General features: G+C 34.6%; 15 protein-coding genes. 3 read left to right on the plus strand and 12 right to left on the minus strand.

Annotated features, from left to right (window positions below):
• Positions 1–428 precede the first annotated feature (428 nt).
• Entirely contained in the window at positions 429–2,786 is a 2,358-nt protein-coding gene (locus tag A8B35_RS09165) for a glycoside hydrolase family 3 N-terminal domain-containing protein (RefSeq protein ID WP_068472452.1), read from the minus strand.
• Positions 2,787–3,243: 457 nt separating this feature from the next.
• On the opposite strand from A8B35_RS09165, the gene A8B35_RS09170 reads away from it, so the two are divergent.
• Together A8B35_RS09170 and A8B35_RS09175 are read left to right on the plus strand one after the other, a co-directional pair.
• On the plus strand, positions 3,244–4,860 hold the full coding sequence (locus tag A8B35_RS09170; RefSeq protein WP_068472454.1) for a hypothetical protein: 1,617 nt from the start codon (positions 3,244–3,246) through the stop codon (positions 4,858–4,860).
• Positions 4,861–4,867: 7 nt separating this feature from the next.
• On the plus strand, positions 4,868–6,244 hold the full coding sequence (locus tag A8B35_RS09175; RefSeq protein ID WP_068472456.1) for a DUF5723 family protein: 1,377 nt from the start codon (positions 4,868–4,870) through the stop codon (positions 6,242–6,244).
• A 117-nt stretch (positions 6,245–6,361) separates the two neighbouring features.
• On the opposite strand, the gene A8B35_RS09180 is transcribed toward A8B35_RS09175, so the two are convergent.
• Complete coding sequence (locus tag A8B35_RS09180; RefSeq protein WP_068472457.1) at positions 6,362–8,047, minus strand: Ig-like domain-containing protein; 1,686 nt, start codon at positions 8,045–8,047, stop codon at positions 6,362–6,364.
• Between the two features lie 549 nt (positions 8,048–8,596).
• Between A8B35_RS09180 and A8B35_RS09185 the strand changes: the two genes are divergently transcribed.
• Positions 8,597–10,081, plus strand: a complete 1,485-nt coding sequence (locus tag A8B35_RS09185; RefSeq protein WP_068472459.1) for an alpha-L-fucosidase — start codon at positions 8,597–8,599, stop codon at positions 10,079–10,081.
• Between the two features lie 146 nt (positions 10,082–10,227).
• On the opposite strand, the gene A8B35_RS09190 is transcribed toward A8B35_RS09185, so the two are convergent.
• The 10 genes from A8B35_RS09190 to A8B35_RS09240 form a co-directional block, all read right to left on the minus strand.
• A complete protein-coding gene (locus tag A8B35_RS09190; RefSeq protein ID WP_068472462.1) occupies positions 10,228–10,836 on the minus strand; it encodes a short chain dehydrogenase in 609 nt (202 codons plus the stop codon).
• A 70-nt stretch (positions 10,837–10,906) separates the two neighbouring features.
• Entirely contained in the window at positions 10,907–11,470 is a 564-nt protein-coding gene (locus A8B35_RS09195) for a Crp/Fnr family transcriptional regulator (RefSeq protein ID WP_083634393.1), read from the minus strand.
• Positions 11,471–11,702: 232 nt separating this feature from the next.
• Positions 11,703–12,344, minus strand: a complete 642-nt coding sequence (locus A8B35_RS09200; protein WP_068472466.1) for a SanA/YdcF family protein — start codon at positions 12,342–12,344, stop codon at positions 11,703–11,705.
• Between the two features lie 66 nt (positions 12,345–12,410).
• Positions 12,411–13,640 carry a GNAT family N-acetyltransferase gene (locus A8B35_RS23565; protein ID WP_222844130.1) on the minus strand — a complete coding sequence of 410 codons (1,230 nt, stop codon included), beginning with the start codon at positions 13,638–13,640 and terminating at the stop codon, positions 12,411–12,413.
• Entirely contained in the window at positions 13,640–14,179 is a 540-nt protein-coding gene (locus tag A8B35_RS09215) for a TetR/AcrR family transcriptional regulator (protein WP_068472468.1), read from the minus strand. Before A8B35_RS09215 ends, A8B35_RS23565 begins: the two co-directional genes overlap by 1 nt.
• A 527-nt stretch (positions 14,180–14,706) precedes the next feature.
• The gene (locus A8B35_RS09220; RefSeq protein WP_222844131.1) at positions 14,707–15,375 is read right to left on the minus strand and encodes an NAD-dependent epimerase/dehydratase family protein; all 669 of its coding nucleotides are present in this window, start codon (positions 15,373–15,375) and stop codon (positions 14,707–14,709) included.
• Positions 15,376–15,379: 4 nt separating this feature from the next.
• Positions 15,380–16,291, minus strand: coding sequence for a helix-turn-helix domain-containing protein (locus A8B35_RS09225; RefSeq protein ID WP_068472472.1), 912 nt, complete (start codon positions 16,289–16,291; stop codon positions 15,380–15,382).
• A gap of 144 nt (positions 16,292–16,435) precedes the next feature.
• Positions 16,436–16,840, minus strand: a complete 405-nt coding sequence (locus A8B35_RS09230; RefSeq protein ID WP_068472474.1) for a nuclear transport factor 2 family protein — start codon at positions 16,838–16,840, stop codon at positions 16,436–16,438.
• Between the two features lie 12 nt (positions 16,841–16,852).
• Positions 16,853–17,314 (minus strand): SRPBCC family protein, encoded by a 462-nt coding sequence (locus A8B35_RS09235; RefSeq protein WP_068472476.1) that lies wholly within the window; start codon positions 17,312–17,314, stop codon positions 16,853–16,855.
• A gap of 105 nt (positions 17,315–17,419) precedes the next feature.
• Entirely contained in the window at positions 17,420–18,358 is a 939-nt protein-coding gene (locus A8B35_RS09240; RefSeq protein ID WP_068472478.1) for an SDR family NAD(P)-dependent oxidoreductase, read from the minus strand.
• Positions 18,359–18,417: the final 59 nt, after the last annotated feature.

Below are 18,417 nucleotides of genomic sequence, written 5' to 3' on the forward strand. Positions count from 1 at the left end.
CCTCTGAAAATTTATGAGTCTTTAATAATTTTGATATAGCCTTATCAATTTCTATCAGTATATTTTATGGTTAAGTAAACACTAATACCTTCTATATATTTACCTTGATAGGTGACGCTATTTCCGAAAAACAGAATGTATCTTTATCTTATTCTCAACCCTATAGTATTGAGAATAAGATTGATTTTGAACGATGATAAAGAGAAGTAGAAGTAATAGACTCCGAATAGTTGGTTTATTGCGTAAAACTAATGCAGTACACTTATTACGAGCAGCGCGGATAGGAATGGCAGCAAGGGGTTTGGTTAGCCATGATGCAGGGAGAACGGAGGCGACCTAAGAAGCCCCCGTAACGACCATGCAGCATGTGCTTACTAAACCCCTTGCTATAATGGATAGCCGCTTAAGCTGCCCAAATTATAAGTTTTTTACTCATTTTTAGAGAAGAATATTTGACGTCCATTGGGTAAAAGCAAATTGTCGCCCGTGATATTAATGGTTCCTCTTAGACGAATATCAGTACTTGAGGCACCAATTTTAAACTCATAGGCGTCAGACTCAATAAGCCATTGGTTATTTTTGTATTGTGCCAACTGCTGTGGCGATACCTTAAAGGTGATTTCCTTTTCTTCGCCGGCAGACAGTGTTACTCGCTGAAACCCTTTAAGCATAATTGATTTAAGCGTAGCATTAGTATTTGTTGGTGAAACGTATAATTGTACCACCTCTGTACCTTGGCGCTCTCCAGTGTTTTTTATTTTGCACGATATGTTAAAGCTTTCTTTTGTGATTTTTGTTTGGCTTTTCATTTTAATATCGCTGTACTCGTATTGAGTGTACGAGAGCCCGTAACCAAAGGGATATTGGGGCTGATTAGCTTCTGTATAGCCATTTTGGTAATTGATTTCTACCTTTTCTTCGGTGCGCGGATAAGTAACACAGAGCTTACCTGATGGATTAACATTACCCAAAAGAATATCGGCAATGGCATTACCTGCTTCTTCACCAGGAAACCAGGCTTGCACTATAGCAGCACATTGCGCTTCAATGTCGGCAATTACTTGCTGTCGTCCGCTAAGCAAAACCAAAATAACTGGTTTACCCGTAGCAATTAGTTTCTTAACAAATGCCTCTTGCTCACCTGGTAGTTTAATGCCTTTTCGCCATCGTCCTTCACCATTTAAATACAGGTTTTCACCCATCGCAGCAATAATAACATCACTTTCGTTGGCTATTTCAATGGCCTTATGAAGATTGGGTTGTGGTAACCCGCTTATGGTGAGTAGTTTTAATTTCTCTATGCGACTATCGCCAAAGCTTTTTGTATCAATCTGAGCTTCAAGAGCTGCACTCCAATCACAACCACGTTCATGCTTTAATTCAATATCCTTAGCTAATCGGTTTTCTAAGCCTTCTTTTAGCGTAACTAATTTAGGGTTATTAATGTCAAAGGTAGCTTGTTTCCAAAAAGCTCGCATACCCTGATAGGTATAATCGCCCAACAAACCGTGTACTGTTGCAGCATTGGGACCTACTAATGCTATTTTTTTCACCTCCGTTTTTAATGGTAAAATGCCATCATTCTTTAACAGTACAATGGATTGACATGCTGCATCATAAGCCAATTTTCGGAATGCAGGCGGATCAAGATCTAAAGCTCCATCAACCCCTATAACAGGTGATTCATCAAGCAAACCTAATTTAGCCTTCATAGTTAGAGAACGACGTACGGCGGTATTAATAAGCTCCTCGGTAACCAATCCTTCTTTAATGGCCTGAGGCAATTTGGGGTAAGCCACTGGTGATGATAATTCAATATCAACCCCTGCATTAAGTGCCAAAGCACCTGCTGTTAGGGTATCTTTAGCAATTTTATACTTTTTATGTAACATGTTTATTGAGCCGTAATCGCTCACCACCAAGCCATCAAAACCCACTTCTTTACGCAACATTTGATCCAACATAATTGGATTAGCAACAACTGGTAAAGCACGATAAACTCCATAGGATGGCATAACACTTTTTGCCCCTGCAACTTTTATACATGCTTCGTGGGGCATTAAATACTCTTCGTAAAGTTGCTTGGTGTCGTTATTATTTGTTCCGTAACCTGCAAAATGTTTTACGGTAGCAGCTACTCCCGTTTTAAGATCATTGCCTTGTAAGCCTTTTACAAAGGCCACTCCCATTCGGGATGTTAAATAAGCATCCTCGCCATAGCTCTCTTGGTGGCGATTCCAATGTGCTGTTCTACTTAAATCGAGCATTGGCGAGAGGGCAAATGTAGCACCTACAGCACGCATATTTTGAGCAGTGGAACTAGTATTGTTTTTAACTAAATCAGGGTTCCATGAGCACCCTATACCAATTTGCTGAGGAAAGGTTGTTGCTCCAAGGGTAGCAAAACCGGTTATAGCTTCCTCGTGAAATATAGCCGGAATTTTTAAGCGAGTGCCTGTTATCAAATAATTTTGAACTTCTCGCACTAGGTCGCGCAATGCTTCTGGCTCTAACTCCATCCCGGAAGAAAACTGGCAAAAATGTCCAATTCCGTATGGAATATGACTTTTACACTTTTCTAAATCTAGTTTCCCATCAGTCATGATGTCCCTAAGGCGAGTACCCATTAATTGTGCAATTTTCTCATCCATAGTCATGTCAGCCATAATAGCATCAACTTGAGCATCAATCTGTGGATTAGAAAAATTTGTATAGGTATTTAACTGTGCCAACATTAATGGTTGCGCACAGATAAAAATTAAAATAAAGACTTTAATACTTTTCATTATCGTGAAATTTATTTGAGGTTTTAAGTACTACTATTGATAGAGGCAAAAATAAGAGGAAGCGCATAGCTATTTAATGTAAAGAACTAGTTTTAAACTAGACTATTTTACATTTCATAAACGCTTAAAAACAATCCAAAATACTCATCTATAACTAAAGGGTGTTTAGGTATATAAAATAGGGGAATAATAAAATGGAAGCCAATAAAAAAGTTCCGCATTTAAAAACAACACCTACATATTACCAGCAGGGTATTACAAAAAAAGTCATTTTTTTTATTGGACTAAATACCTCATAATTTTGACTAATTCATTATAAGTAATGATTAAAAAGACTTGATGGTCTTTATTATACTCTAAAGCCCTTTTTTAATAGAACCTTTTCACTTTCTAGGCGTAATAAAGGCTGTTTATAATTTATAAAACAATACATATAAACTCTTAACTAGAATTTTTTATGAAAAGACAATTAATAAGTAAAGTATTAGCTATTTGTGCTATACTAACTGTTTATAGTTCTTGTAATCTCGATGATTTCGATTTAGAAAAGATGGCAGACCCTTCTTTTAACTTAGGGTTAAAAGCTCCAATAGCGAGTGGTTCGTATACCATGGGTCAAATAATTGATAATATTGACGATCCTGATAGTTTAATAATAGTTGATAATGAAGGCTTGTTCCGAATTTCTTATGTAGATGATAATATCTTTACTTTTCATGCTTTTGAGTTGGTTAATATTCCTAGCATTTTAACTCCAAATGATTTTGAGATAGGAATTAACGACCTAGTAGGAACTTCTCTTCCCGATGGAGGCGTGTACATAACAATTAAGGATGCTGAGCCTTTTATTGAAGAAAAAGAACATACTGTTGATGTTGGAAACGAAGGGAATGATGAAGATATCTTCTTATCTGAGATGATAATTGGCTCTTCAGATTTTATTGTTAAGCTTACTACTAGTATCAATTCGCCAATGTCTGCTGTAATAACGCTTGACAATTGTTATAAAAATGGAGTCCCTGTTACGTGTACTTTAACAGATTCTGAACCAACAAAAACAATCAGCCTGGCTGGTTCAACTATAGATTTTACACAAAGCAACAAGGAAAATTTATTACTTTATTCAACCAGTGTAAGACTTGAGGATAATGACAATGCTTATATCGAATCAACAGATTGGGTCAATATCAACCTTACTTTAACGGATATACATCCTGAATATATAGAAGGAGATTTCGGACAAAAGACTATTGATATAGATCCTGAAGTTTTGGATTTTACAAGTGAAATATTTGAATCCTTAGGTGGCAATATCATTTTAGAGAATCCTATATTCAAGCTAAATATTTCAAACTCAATTGGAGTACCTAGTGCAGTCGACTTTCAACTTTCGGCAGACACTAAAGATGAAACTTCTGTTTTATTAAACCCCTCAAATATCAATATCGAAATTCCAAGTGAGGTGGGAGAAAATACGACTGTTGAAAATATTATCGATAGAACTAATTCTGATATTATTGAATTTGTTTCATCTCTTCCTGTTGACTCCATTAAATATTTCGGAGATATAGAAATGAATAAGGAAGGTAGAGTAAATACGAACTTTGTTACCGATGAATCGATGATATCAATAGACCTTGAGATGGATCTTCCTCTTGAAATAACCGTTGAAAGTATGGGTATTCAAGATACTATTCCAATGGATGCGTTAGATATGGAAGTTTCACTCGACAATACCTCGTTATGGATTAATGCAAACAATTCTATTCCTCTTACCATCTCTTCTGAAATTATATTTATAGATACAGACAACAAAGCCCTATCTAGACGAATTAAGTTAACCGATTTTGCAGCTGCCAAAGCAGATAAAAATGGAAATACTATAGAAGCTGTTAATTCTGAAATACAAATTGAATTAAGTGCTGATGATATGATAAACATACTAGAAGCCAATTCTATGGTATTTGACGCTCGTTTTCAAAGCCCTGAGGACGGAAAAAGTCCAGCAAGGTTAAAAGAAGAGTATCAGCTTGATATTGAAATGAAATTGGAAACCAGAGCAACACTAAACTAGAAAAAACATGAAACTTACATATATTTTAGCGCTATTTCTCCTCATTGGAGGATCGTATGCAAAATCGCAGTCGTCGGTATTATACCATATGAAAGGGATACCGCAAACTAAAGAGTTAAATCCGGCATTTTTCAATCAAACAGAAGCTATTTATATTGGTGTACCAATGCTCTCAGGTATTGATATGGCAACTTCTACTAATGGCTGGGGATATAACGACCTTATTAGAAAAGGAACTGGCGTTCAGGCAGATTCTTTAGTAATGGACATTGATAATTTTTATAATAGCTTAGATGACAACAACTTTTTGAGAGAAGCACTCAACATTACCATTTTAGAATTTGGATTTCGCGCAGGTAAAAACTTTTTCGGATTATCGGTTGGAGAACGTCAATACATGAACACTAATTGGGATAGAAATCTTATTGCTCCTTTTACCACACATCCTGATGCTCCAAAATTAGGAGAAGATTACACCACTGGTAAGCTTGATGTAAGTGCTATGGGTTATCATGAGGTTACATTAAACTATGGTAGAGAAATTAATGATAAACTTACCATTGGTTTTGCTGCGAAAGGCCTAATTGCATATGCAAACATTCAGGCAGAGAATATTAGTGTAGATATGGTATCAAGCAATAATGGATATTCAATAGATATGGTTGGCAGAGGTAATATAAACTTCACTGTTCCTGGTACAGTAGATTACGAAAACAATCAGATTAATGGTTTAGACATTACTAATGATGATTTTATAAACGCACTTACAGGTACTGATAACTTTGGTTTAGGCTTTGATTTTGGTGCCGATTATAAAATTAATGATAAGATACGTGTTTCTGCAAGTGTTATCGACTTAGGTAAGATTACTTTCAAAACCAACTCTCACAAACTAACTGAGAATGATGAAGGATACAGCTTCTCTGGAATTGATATTACGAAAGATAATGATCAGGATATAGGTGAAGATTTATTAGATGCTATTAATTTTAATGGTGAGGAAGGTAAATATTCTGTCAACTTACCAGCAAAAGTATATTTGGGAGGAGTTTATTCTTTAAATAAAACCTTTGAGTTGGGCGCATTAACCAGATTAAGGTTCATAAATGGAAATACAAGCGCTACATACTCTGCTTCCGCTAACGCATATATTGGTAAATTCTTCTCATTAGCTACAAGTTATTCAATTATTGAAAATACATATAATAACTTAGGTTTAGGATTTGGAATAAGGGCTTCAGGGCTTCAGATTTATGCTGGTGCCGATGATGTTATTTCTTTGGCTAACCCAAGTCAATCAAATAATACTTCATTCCGTTTCGGAGTGAACTTCTTATTAAATAGAAAATTTAAAGAGAAAAAAGCAGATTTAGAGTTAGAGTAAACCTAGCTTAATAAGAAAAAAGAAAAGGTTGCCTCTATCTTATGGAGGCAACCTTTTCTTTTTTATAATAGTTACTAAGCAAGAATCAAATAATAATATTATTGAATAAGCAAAACTTTAATTGCCCTTTATAATAAATTGTGCTTTATAAGCTGCATTATTACCCACAAGAACAATAAAATAAATTCCTGCATTTAAACCCTCTAGGTTAAAGCTAGTGCCATTATCCGATGTTATAATTTGTCTGAAATTTCTGACCTTAGTTCCTTGCAAATTATATATGGATACTAAATAATTACCTGCATCTATACCATTTAAACGAATTATACCGCTTGTTGATGGATTAGGATAAACTGATAGTTCCATAGCATAGCGTGAGTCAACGGCATTATCTGCATCGTCTTCATTATCAATAATCGCTTCCTCAGGATTAAGGGGTTTCCATGTTAAGTTATCAAACATTATAGTATTAGACTTATCACCTTCTGTTGCATTTCTAAGCGCAAGAGAAAAATCACCTGCAATATCAATATCTTCAACCGTAAAATCATAGGTGCTCGTTCCTAAATTATTAATGGAACCCACAACATTATCATTAATTAGCAATTCAATGGTACGCTCAACATCTTCGGAATATAGGTTTTCACATTGAACACTAAAGCTTGCAATACCTCCTGGTATTTTATCCGCTTTTACACCTGTTTTTCCCTTATTAAACTGAATAGAATTAGCTGTACCCATCCTAATGGTATTAGTAGCCTTCATATCCCATTTAATACCATTATCCCCCATATAAGTATTCAGGTTATTATCATACGAAATGTAATCGTCAAATGTCTCTATAAACTTACCCACTTCCATATGATTCTCTGCCGTTTTATTTCCTTCATTAGTTGTGGCCGTAATTACTGCTTTTCCTTCTGCTATAGCAGTAATCACACCTTCTTGATCAACCTTAACAATATCAGTATTACTCGAAGTCCATGTAATGGTTTGATCAACTGCTGTACTTGGAAATATTTTATAGTTCATCTCCTTAGTTTCTCCAATTCTCGTAAGATAAGTAGAGCTTTTATCAAATAATATCTTAGCAACTTTATCAAGTAAAGTAGCAGGACCACCAGGGCGGTATAATTCAGGATTCTGCTGGGCAAAATCGGTATTATTCACCCCTAACTGAAGCTCAGTTTTATAAAAAATAATATAATCAATACAAGCATTAGTTGACCGTCCGTACATCGAGAATGTATACTCTTTTCCTTCTGTTAAATGATAAATTGGGAAATGAGAATCATTGTGCTCAAGATATTGAGCTGTTCCCCACTTGTTCACACCTCTACCCCAAAACTTGTGTTTGGTGGCTAAATCTTCAGTTGTAAATTTTGAAGCACTAGTATAATCTCCTTCCATTTTAACAAATACATCATTCTTTGCATCCCCTTCTTCATCATCTTTAAGAGGCTGATGCAAACGCATAGCTAACTGATAATCTCCGGTAGACTGACACGTGAATTTATACACTATTTTTGAGGCTTCTTCATCGCCTTTCCACGGACCAATATATTCTAAGTAGGTATCATTTATTGGATTTATCCCGCTTTGACTACTAGAATTTACATATTTCTCATATTCTGCATCTGCCGGAGTTCTAAGTGTCCAATATTCTGTTGAATAAGAAGCTACTTCTGCTTCGAAAACAATAAAATTATCGCCATATTCAATACCTGGGGTTAAGTCGCTTGCAATTAAACTAATAGAACAGAGACTTAATAATAAAAGTAATAGTGTAGATGTTTTTTTCATAAGATGACTAGTTTAGCACATAGATGCAAATATTAGCTGAAAGTGCTAATTGGATTGTTCTTTCAATTCTAAAATTCCTCTATGTTAGTTTAAATATATTATCCATGTATTTACTTCATAACATGACATAATGCTAGTTAATTAAAAAAACAGAAATAGATAGGTGAATAAACTATCTGAAAAGCGGGTATTGCTAATCAAAAAAATCTAAGCACTCGTTGATACTTCATATTATTCTAACTTCCTTTTATTTAATCAATAAGCTTTTGGCAAAATGCAGTATTCTATTATACGTAAATATCTCTCTTAATAAATATACTTAGTGTGAATTTAATTCTAATTAGAATAGATTAACCAGTGTATGGATAATTAGAAAAATAGAAATATCCGATTATAAAGAAATCTATAGTGGGATAAAAGGCACTAATTGAAGGGGGATTTTGTTATTCCCCTATAAACAAACATAATATTCAAAGCCAATATTAGATAATTCGCTACTTTCAAACTTCGATTAACTATTGAATACATTCAAAATTAAAACAAATAAAAATGAGGCATTTATTATCGCTTGGTTTAGTCTTATTAATGACGTCAGGCTTATTCGCACAAAAAGATGTTTACGAAGCAAACTGGGAATCTCTTTCGGCACATAACGAAGCACCAGAATGGTTCTCCGATGCTAAATTCGGTATCTACTTTCACTGGGGAGTATACTCTGTTCCTGCATACTATTCTGAGTGGTATCCGTACTTTATGTATAGAGATAACAAAGTAAAGGAACACCATATTAAAACATACGGTGAATTATCGGAATTTAATTACCACGATTTTGTTCCGATGTTTAAAGGGAAACAATTTGATGCCGAAGAATGGGCGCAGTTATTTAAGGATGCTGGTGCTAAGTTCGCAGGCCCTTGTTCGCAGCACCATGATGGTTTTGCGATGTGGGATAGTAAAGTGAACCCTTGGAACTCTAAAGACAAAGGACCTAAAAAAGATATTACGGGTCTTTTATCTAAGGCGGTTAAAGAGCGCGACATGAAGTTTATTGCAACATTCCACCATGCGCGTAACCTACAGCGTCACGAAGGTAACCCTGATAAATTTGCTACTTACCATAGTCACTTTGCACATGTTCCGGGAACTGCAACTGCATCAACAGACAAAAAAATTGCCAAAATGTATGGTAACATTCCTGCTGATGAGTTTAACGAGTATTGGTTTGATCAACTGAAAGAAGTTATTGATCAGTATTCTCCTGACATCATTTGGTTTGACGTATGGTTAAGAATGATTCCTTTAGAGTACCGTCAGCAATTTGCTGCTTATTACTTAAATGAGGCCAAAAAGAAAGACCAGGAAGTAATTATTGCTTACAAACAAGCAGCTATACCTAACACAGTTGGTGTACTTGATATTGAACAAGGTGGTAAAAGAGACCAATCAGAATCGGTTTGGTTAACGGATATTACGCTTAGTAACAAATCGTGGAGCTACATTGAAGGTCAAACTTACAAAACACCACAAATGGTTGTACGTAACATGATTGATGTGTGGAGTAAGAATGGTGTTGTACTTTTAAATGTATCGCCTACTGCAGATGGTGTTATTAACCAAGAACAAAGAGATATTTTAAAACGCATTGGTGAATGGATGAAGAAATATGACGAGGCTGTTTATGAAACTCGCCCATATAGCATCAATGGCTTTGGTAACGCTAAAGCTGAAGAAGGCGACCACGGTGGACAAACTGCTAAGGTTAAATACACTGCCAAAGATGCGCGTTTCCTTAAATCTAAAGACGGAAAATACATCTACCTTTTCATTCTTGGAAAACCGGCACCAGGTAGCGTAATTTCTACTAAAGAATTGGGTGTACACAAGTATTATCCTGAAGAAGGAATCAAGAAAATTACTCACATGGGTACTGATACAACTTGTGAGTGGGGCTTTGGAGACATCAACTTTGAGTTAACTGTTCCAGATGCTGAAATGGATGACATTGCCAACGTATTTAGAATGGAGTTGAACTAAAATTCAACCTTACATAAAAAAGAATCCCCAAAAGATTTTATATCTCTTGGGGATTTTTTATGGTGTATTCTGAGGCTAGAAAATCCTAATAAGCGAGCTCGATTACAAGCTAAACCAATCTATCGATATTAGCGCAATAGCCCTAATTAAGCGTCAACTTTAATAACCTTACCTGTTATGAATCCATCTACTGAGCGTTCAAATGCTTTCCCCACTAAACTTCCTGGAACAGGTTGAAAGCCAGGCATCATTTCTCCATATACATCCCAAGCTTCTTCTAAAACAGTTGGGTTAATCGAGTTTACACGAATTCCGCGTGGCATCTCGTGGGCAACACATTGAACAAATGTATCTATCGCACCACTTGTAGTTGCATCGGCAATTGCTAATGGAATTGGTTTAATATTTAATATTCCAGTTATTAATGTGAATGATCCTTTATCAGCTATATACTCTTGACCAATACGTACAATGTTAATTTGCCCTAACATTTTGCTTAATATTGTAGTCATCCATTGGTCTTCAGTCATTTCGGTAAAATTGGCATATTCACATACACCAACAGTATTTACAACTGCATCAAAATGACCTACCTCTTTAAAAAGTTTTCTTAATGATGTTTCGCTAGTTATGTCAACTTCGTAGTCATAGTTATTGGTAGATCGCCCTGCAGTTACAACTTTGTGTTTACCCAAGCCCGTTAAAGCTGCTTGCCCCATTTTGCCATTTGCTCCAATTAAAATTACTGTTTTCATACGTTTATCCTTTTTATTAAAACTTATGCAAACTTAAAAAGAGTCGAAATGATAAGAGTAGGACATTTGTCTAATAAACAATATTGGCTCTTATTCTACTTAGATGCCTTTGCGTTATGCCCAAATATGAAGCAATATAATGAAGCGGGATTTCTTGAATATACTGTGGTTGCTTTGTTATTAAATCTAAATACCGTTGTTGGGCTTTGTCTTTTTGATGATTAAAAATCCATTTTTCTAACTCAACATATTCTTTCTCTGCAATTATCTTTAAAAATTTCAGCCAATTATTATTTGATTCAGAAAGGGTTTCCAAATCCTCTTTTGTTATTGAAATTATTTCTGAATTTGTTAAAGCTTGGATATTTTCCTCTGATTTACTTCCTGAAATAAAAGAAGAATAAGCCATTAGTAAGTTGTTCGGAAATGAAAAACAATAAGTAATTTCATCATCGCTATTTGAATAGTAGAAGGAGCGAAAAATACCACTTTTAATAAAACTTAATAAACCACATATTTCATTTTGCTGAATATAGAAATCACCTTTTTTAAGTTGCGCTGTTCTAGATAATTTTAGAAAATCATTTATTTCATTGTCAGTAAATAAGTCAAAGGATTTTAGATAATCAATCATTATTTGTGAGTGTATGTATATTTAAAATATTAATGCCAAGGGCAAGTATCCTGAACTGTTAGCTAGCTTATAATCTAAACTCAAAAAAAAACAAAATCATATTTGAGGTGCTGACTATAAATCTATTCATTTTACTATTCGAATCAAATATTTTCATGAAATTAATTAAACCCTAAAAATGCACACACATGATTAGTTATGAGTAATTTTATTAGGCAGTTCTTATTTTTCATCATCTAATTACAATTTGCTCTCCAAGGAATTTTGGCTCTTTACCGAACAGCAAATCAATAAGCATTTTTACTCTTGCAAACCTTTCTCTTAAGCTAGTTTTAAAACCATATTTTACATTAACATCTTCGGCATTAAAGCCTATAGCCTCTATATCCTTATTCTTTGCAATATATATGGCTCTTTCATTATGGAATTGCTGAGAAATAATTGTAATACTAGTCTGTCCAAATATTTCCTTACAACGCACAACAGAATCTAAAGTCCGGAATCCGGCATAATCAAGGTAAATTTGGTTTGAAGGAATTCCGTTTCTAATTAAGTCTTCTTTTATTGTTGATGGCTCATCATAATTCTCCGTTGAATTATCTCCACTTACCAAAATACATTCAACCTTTCCTGATTGAAACAACTTCACGGTTGCCTCAATCCTATATTTATAATATAAATTTATACGTCCATTTGATAGTACTTTACCAGTACCTAAAAATAAACCTACTTTATTATACGGTATTTCTTTGGTGCTATTATAAACTCTACTTGAAGCAACCTTTTCAACTAGTTTATCGGCAGCAAAAATAGCTACCAAAGATATAACTGCTATGAATAATCCAATGCTAAATATATTCTTAATCCTCTTCATTACTTTTTACGTATTGTTTGTACATGCCCACTGCCGTAAATTACATAAATAATAGCACTTACCCTGTTAGTTATTATCCTCTTTAAAATTAATATCAAAGATGATATTTGAACAATAGAACCCTGCTTTTTCAATTGCTTTTCGTGAAGCAACATTATCCAGTGTTGTTGAACAAATCGGATTCCTTCCAGCTTTTAAAACTCTGTTAACTTGCATTTTCATGATTTGTGTGGCAAGGCGCTTACCCTGAAAATCACGATTCACTATAATTCCCAAATCTGCAATTTCGGGTTGAGAATCGCTCATTCTACATTCACTTGTTGCTATAATGGTTTCAGCTTCCTTAAGCATGAAAATCTCTTTTCTTGATACAAGGTTCTCTGTATATCCAAAAGTATCGTCCATACCAACTTGCTCTTTAAGAAATAGCTTTACTAAAGGAATATCGTTTGTTGTTACCAATTCGATATTTAGCTTAGTATTAAGCTCCACTTCTTTATTCAGATGCTGAAAACAAAAGGTGTTTGCCTTTACTGATTTTGAATGAAACAAACATGCATTAAACGCCACAGGTTCATTTGAACTCAGACTTGCTGTTTTAATCAATCCGCTCTCAATTAACTCTTTAATTACCTTATCCATCGATGATAGATGGTTCTTCATCAGAAATATTTGAGTTAAACAACCTTCCTCGTTAATACAACAATATCCTAAATTTTTTTTGTCTTCGATTAGGTAATGCTGTGAAGAACCTATATAAAGCTGTTCCCACATTGCGTCGATGGGAGCTTTTAATGAAAGGTATAACTGCGACCTTAAGTCATTAATTGTTTTTGTAATATCTGTTTTAATAAAATTCATTGTCTTACTTTTTTTCCATTCCATATAGTATTCTACTTCATTTGTACTTTCCTCAATGGATTCCGAAAGAATACTGAATCCCTGATGTTTATAAAATTGAATACCCGTGGAATTATTTTTATACACTTTAAGTTGGATGGTTTCTCTTTTGCTTTTAATAAAGTCCAAAAGATTTTTTCCTATGCCAGATCCCTGCATAGAAGTCTGAACAAATATTGCCGCAAGGTAATTATCAACCATAGCAACAAAGCCAACTATTTTTTCTTCTATAATTGCTAAATAACATTCTGAGCCCGGTAAGTATTGGCTTGCCATAGCTTCTTTATTCTTTTCCCAATAATCATTTGGGATAAAACTATGTGCTTGTATGCTCACATTGTACCAAAGCTCAACTACTGCCTCTATATCTTTATCTTTTAATTCTCTTATTTCCATTAGTTTCTATACTTTTCAAGTAAATGTTGTTTCATCTCCAACAACGGAAAATCAATATCTCCCGCTAAGTAATTTATTGCAATTCCATCTAACTCGGCAATAAACATATAGCTTAGAACATTCGCATTTTCTTTATCAAGTTTACTGAAAATACTGGTCACCGATTTTAAAATAAAAGTTGCCCTCTCACTTATTAAATCTTTGAGTACCTCTCTGGTTCGAGGCTGTAACATTGTATTTAAACTGAATTGAAAGAACATCCTATCAGATTCTAATTGACTAAAAAAAGATTCTAATAATTCTACCAGTTGCTCATTAGGAGTCTTATTCTGTTTGTCAACTGCGTTTATCTCAACAATCATTTCAGTTGTTTTTTGAAAGATCTCTCTTAATAAACCGTCTTTCGATTTAAAATGATGAGAAATAAGCCCTTTAGACACATTTGCTGTTTCACATACCACCGACAGAGGTGTATTTTCGTATCCTCTCTCCGAGAAGAGTTTTGTTGCTATATCTATTAATTGTTCTCTTTTATCCATAAAACTTAATCTATTTCAACTACACTGACCGCCCGTGCAGTCGGTGCAAATGTAAGAACATATTTTTAATTGACAAGTGAATTGTACTACTTTAGAATTTTGTGAGTTATTTTTAGTAAGTACAGCATTGAACTATAAGTGGAATAGCTAATTAGGACAGCAATCCTCCACCCTATTAAATAGCGAGACAAAAAAATCGAAAGAATTATTTAGCGCAATAAACACCGAAAGTTATACACACGGTTCATGTCCTCATTTTATTGTTGACAATAGGCTTTTTTAAGGGTTATTTTTCTTCCAGAACTGTTTATTACCCTTACTTCGTTGCTGTTATTTGTTCGTGATCGATTAATTATAAACATCTTGCAATCGCAAATACGTTCAATCGAAACACTACTGTTCCTGAGAAATAAGTTTTTAAGATCGGCAAAAAGCGGTGGCAGACAGACAAGTCCTTTAGTAATTTTTGATGGAGCATTAGCTTGTGCTAATTGCAAATGTGCTAGGCTAAGTGTGGTGTATTTTTCTTACTTAATACTCGCCACCTTGTTAATATCTCCTCCCTCCAAATGCTTCAAACTTTGAGGATAATTGTATAAATTAATCATGGCTCTACCTATTTTAATGGTAGTAGTAACCGATTTCATTCGCTTCATTAACGGGAATAATGGACGGGTAATTACATATAGCGTATTGTATAGTTTTGTATTTGATTTTGTCCCACGTTCAGGTAAAATTGCTCCTGGGCGAAACATATAGGCATCTTTAAATCCCATATTCAAAATCATATTCTCAGTTTTGCCTTTTACACGTGCCCACATTGTGCTGCTTTTCTCCTCACTATCAGTACCTGAACCCGATATATAATTAAAAACCATGTTAGGGTTTATGCTATATAAAACACTAGCCAAAGCCTTTGACATGGTGTATGTAATCTCAGTAAATTTTTCTTCACTCATACCGGCACTCGACACTCCCATACAATGAAAACAAGCATCGTAGCCATCCAATTGTTTTTTTATTGCGCTAAAATCTGTGAAATCAGCATGTACAATTTCCTTTACTTTGGGGTGTGATATGCCGATAGTTCTTCTATTAATAAGTAACACCTGCTCTACCATAGGGTCATCAATGCACTCTAGTAAAACTCCTTTACCCAACATTCCCGTTGATCCTGTTATTATTGCTTTCATCATGCTTTTAGTTTAGAGTTCTATATTCCGTTGGGCTGTATCCTGTTTTTGATTTAAACAGTTTACTGAAATGCTGTGGATATTCAAAGCCAAAATCGAAGGCAATTTCACTAACAGAAGAGTTTGAGCCTAAAAGCTTTGTTTTGGCTTGCTCTATCATATATAAAGTAATGTGTTCTTTGGTGCTTTTGCCGGTTTCAACTTTTAACAAGTCGCTTAAATAATAACCCGACATATTAAGCGCCTCTCCACATTGCTGAACTGTAGGTAGTCCTTTGTTTACAATTTGTTCCGAAGTAAAATATTCTTTCAAGTATTTTTCAAATCGAATCAGGTACCCCTTATTAAGGTTGGTTCGGGTGTAAAACTGACGGTCGTAATAGCGGTTACTGTATTTTAATAAGCTCTCCAGATTGATATTGATTATTTCCTGGGAGTGCTTATCAATATTGTCGCTAATTTCCCTTTTTATATTATTCACAATATCAAGGAGAATACGTTTTTCCTTTTCAGATACATGTAAGGCTTCATGTACCTCATAATCAAAAAATGAATATTCTGAAATTGTATTTACAAGTGTAGCGTTTCTTATTAAGTCAGGGTGAAAAACGATAGTCCAACCTTCATCGGTCAGTACTGTGTTTTCCTGATCAGATTCGAATGAAATAACTTGCCCAGGTGAGGTATAGAGAATTGATCCTTCTTGGAAATCATACGAATTACGTCCGTATATCATTTCGCAATTACCAGTAGTTTTTAAACTAATCATATACAGGTTTATTCTGTATTTACCTTTGTGAACTATGAAATTAGGATTGTCTTTTGTTGAAAAAACGGAAATGAGTGGGTGTGTAGGACTTTGAAGATCTAACACCTTATGTACTTCCGAAATTTTATTAATGTTGATTATATCTTCCATTATATAAAAATAAGACTTTTTGAATTCTAGTTTTTAGTCAATGTGGCTTCATTGCATGATATTTTTACTTGGTAGCCATTTAAAACAGTTTTGCATCAGGCAACTATCCATTTTACATAATAGCTGCCTGATGATTAATAATTCTTATTCTCCAAAGAATGTATAACTGGCATGTTTAGTATCCATATACTCTTTCCATTCATAAATTTTACCATCACGTATAACTAACATAAAATGAAAGAAGTTGTTATATGTTTTGCCGCTTACATGCTCACCAAACGTTTCAGCTTCAATAGCAACACGGTCTCCCTCGGCAGTCATAGCTTTAGGAGTAAGCGACATCCCATTTGGGAACATGGCCGGGTTTCCTGCTTCTAAACCTCGTACAAAATCTTTGGTATGATTCCCAGAAATAGGCATATCGCCAGCCACCCAAATCTTTGCATCATCAGCAAAAGCTTTGGTTACATAACTCCAATTACCATCTGTAATAGCCTGAAATACTGCCTTTACAAGTGCTTTATTTTCTTCTAATTTTAAATTCTTCATTACTTGATACTTTTACTTTATATTATGATATGATTTATAAGCTTTCTCCCATATGGGAACCATTTTTCGCATGCGCGAATTAAAGATGTATGTAAAGAGCCAATTTGTTCCAAAGGGTTTTGGGTCGAAACTTCCTTTATATCTTAGTTCTAATCCATTGTTTTTCGATGTAAAAAAGAATTCTCCAACATAGTTTTTTACCGGCATTCCACCTGGTCGAGCTGCATAACTAAAATAATTAGGCGCATCAAAGCCAACAATGTCTTCCTCAAGTTTTATGTTTCCGATGGTTAGTTTGCGCAATGCTCCCAACCCAGAAGGATGACCTTGACCTTCTTTCAACAATGAAATTTCGCCAATCATTATATCAGACTTGGTATACCACTCGTGGTCAACAAAAAAGTCCCAAAACTTTGGCGCTTCAAAACCTGAATAGAAATGAGAGAATTCGAATATTACTTTTGACTTTGCCATCTTTTGTTTTTTTAATTACACTACAAATTTCTTGAATTTGAGTTGTTTGTATGTATATATTTTAGGGAAGGATGAATACTTTTTCCGGAAAACTATGACTCGAGTTTATAGCCACTTTTTTAGAACCTTATCGCTAATCTTTTTCAAGTGATTTCGTTTCGACTCAATTTGAGCTTCCTTATGTGGAGCTTGGATTTTATCTTCAGATACATAGGCTCCAGTTTTGCTAGCATACTCAGAAGATATGGCCAAACGAACAATTCGGTCGGCACCAACATTTGTAGGAGATGCCATTACATTCATAAAAAACTGCATCACTTTCTCTTTTCCTTCGAGGTTGCTCAGCAGGTTTGATTTTATGTAACCCGGATAAAGGTAATTTACTGTTACTCCTTTTCCTTCAAGCTTTTTAGCCAAATCGACAGAGAACATGTTCATCGATAGTTTTGCTTGTGTATATGTTTCCGAGGTATCAAAATTTGGTTTTGATTCAATATCATTAAAATCAATCTGGTCGATAAAATCGGTATTGGTGGTAAGATTCACAATACGCGAAGGTGATGACTGTTGAATTTTTGGTAATAAAAGATTCGTTAATAGATAAGAACCTAAATAGTTGATTGACCAGTTGGTCTCGAAACCATCAGACGTAAAGGTTTGTTTAGTTATATTGATGCCGGCATTATTAATTAAAACATCAATTCGGCTATACTCAGCTAATATTCTTTCGGCACATCTTTTAACGCTATCCATAGAAGCTAAATCGCAAATTTGCAGACTTAATGAACCTTTGCCTCCGGTTTTGTTTATTTCACTAATTACATTTTCCGTTTTTGTTTTATTGCGCCCGAGTACAACTACATGAGCTCCCATAGAGTAAAGCATTTCTACCGCTACTCGTCCCATACCATCTGTTCCCCCGGTAAAAACTATAGTTTTTCCCTCTAGATTTTTATCCTTTTCAGGGATTGCATATTTGGGATTAGGATTTCTTCTCTGTGGGAGAAATAAATTTAATAGTATACCAAGTCTTGAATTTACCATGATTCATCGTTTTAAGATCACAATGCAAATTTCGGTATAGGGGCTATTTCGTATGTATA

It is taken from the genome of Saccharicrinis aurantiacus, assembly GCF_001660705.2.
Taxonomy (GTDB): domain Bacteria; phylum Bacteroidota; class Bacteroidia; order Bacteroidales; family Marinilabiliaceae; genus Saccharicrinis; species Saccharicrinis aurantiacus.

Bases quoted from the DNA above. Each gene is read 5' to 3' on its own strand.
- A8B35_RS09165 (WP_068472452.1), bottom strand. From the start codon at position 2,786: ATGAAAAGTATTAAAGTCTTTATTTTAATTTTTATCTGTGCGCAACCA.
- A8B35_RS09170 (WP_068472454.1), top strand. From the start codon at position 3,244: ATGAAAAGACAATTAATAAGTAAAGTATTAGCTATTTGTGCTATACTA.
- A8B35_RS09175 (WP_068472456.1), top strand. From the start codon at position 4,868: ATGAAACTTACATATATTTTAGCGCTATTTCTCCTCATTGGAGGATCG.
- A8B35_RS09180 (WP_068472457.1), bottom strand. From the start codon at position 8,047: ATGAAAAAAACATCTACACTATTACTTTTATTATTAAGTCTCTGTTCT.
- A8B35_RS09185 (WP_068472459.1), top strand. From the start codon at position 8,597: ATGAGGCATTTATTATCGCTTGGTTTAGTCTTATTAATGACGTCAGGC.
- A8B35_RS09190 (WP_068472462.1), bottom strand. From the start codon at position 10,836: ATGAAAACAGTAATTTTAATTGGAGCAAATGGCAAAATGGGGCAAGCA.
- A8B35_RS09195 (WP_083634393.1), bottom strand. From the start codon at position 11,470: ATGATTGATTATCTAAAATCCTTTGACTTATTTACTGACAATGAAATA.
- A8B35_RS09200 (WP_068472466.1), bottom strand. From the start codon at position 12,344: ATGAAGAGGATTAAGAATATATTTAGCATTGGATTATTCATAGCAGTT.
- A8B35_RS23565 (WP_222844130.1), bottom strand. From the start codon at position 13,640: ATGGAAATAAGAGAATTAAAAGATAAAGATATAGAGGCAGTAGTTGAG.
- A8B35_RS09215 (WP_068472468.1), bottom strand. From the start codon at position 14,179: ATGGATAAAAGAGAACAATTAATAGATATAGCAACAAAACTCTTCTCG.
- A8B35_RS09220 (WP_222844131.1), bottom strand. From the start codon at position 15,375: ATGATGAAAGCAATAATAACAGGATCAACGGGAATGTTGGGTAAAGGA.
- A8B35_RS09225 (WP_068472472.1), bottom strand. From the start codon at position 16,291: ATGGAAGATATAATCAACATTAATAAAATTTCGGAAGTACATAAGGTG.
- A8B35_RS09230 (WP_068472474.1), bottom strand. From the start codon at position 16,840: ATGAAGAATTTAAAATTAGAAGAAAATAAAGCACTTGTAAAGGCAGTA.
- A8B35_RS09235 (WP_068472476.1), bottom strand. From the start codon at position 17,314: ATGGCAAAGTCAAAAGTAATATTCGAATTCTCTCATTTCTATTCAGGT.
- A8B35_RS09240 (WP_068472478.1), bottom strand. From the start codon at position 18,358: ATGGTAAATTCAAGACTTGGTATACTATTAAATTTATTTCTCCCACAG.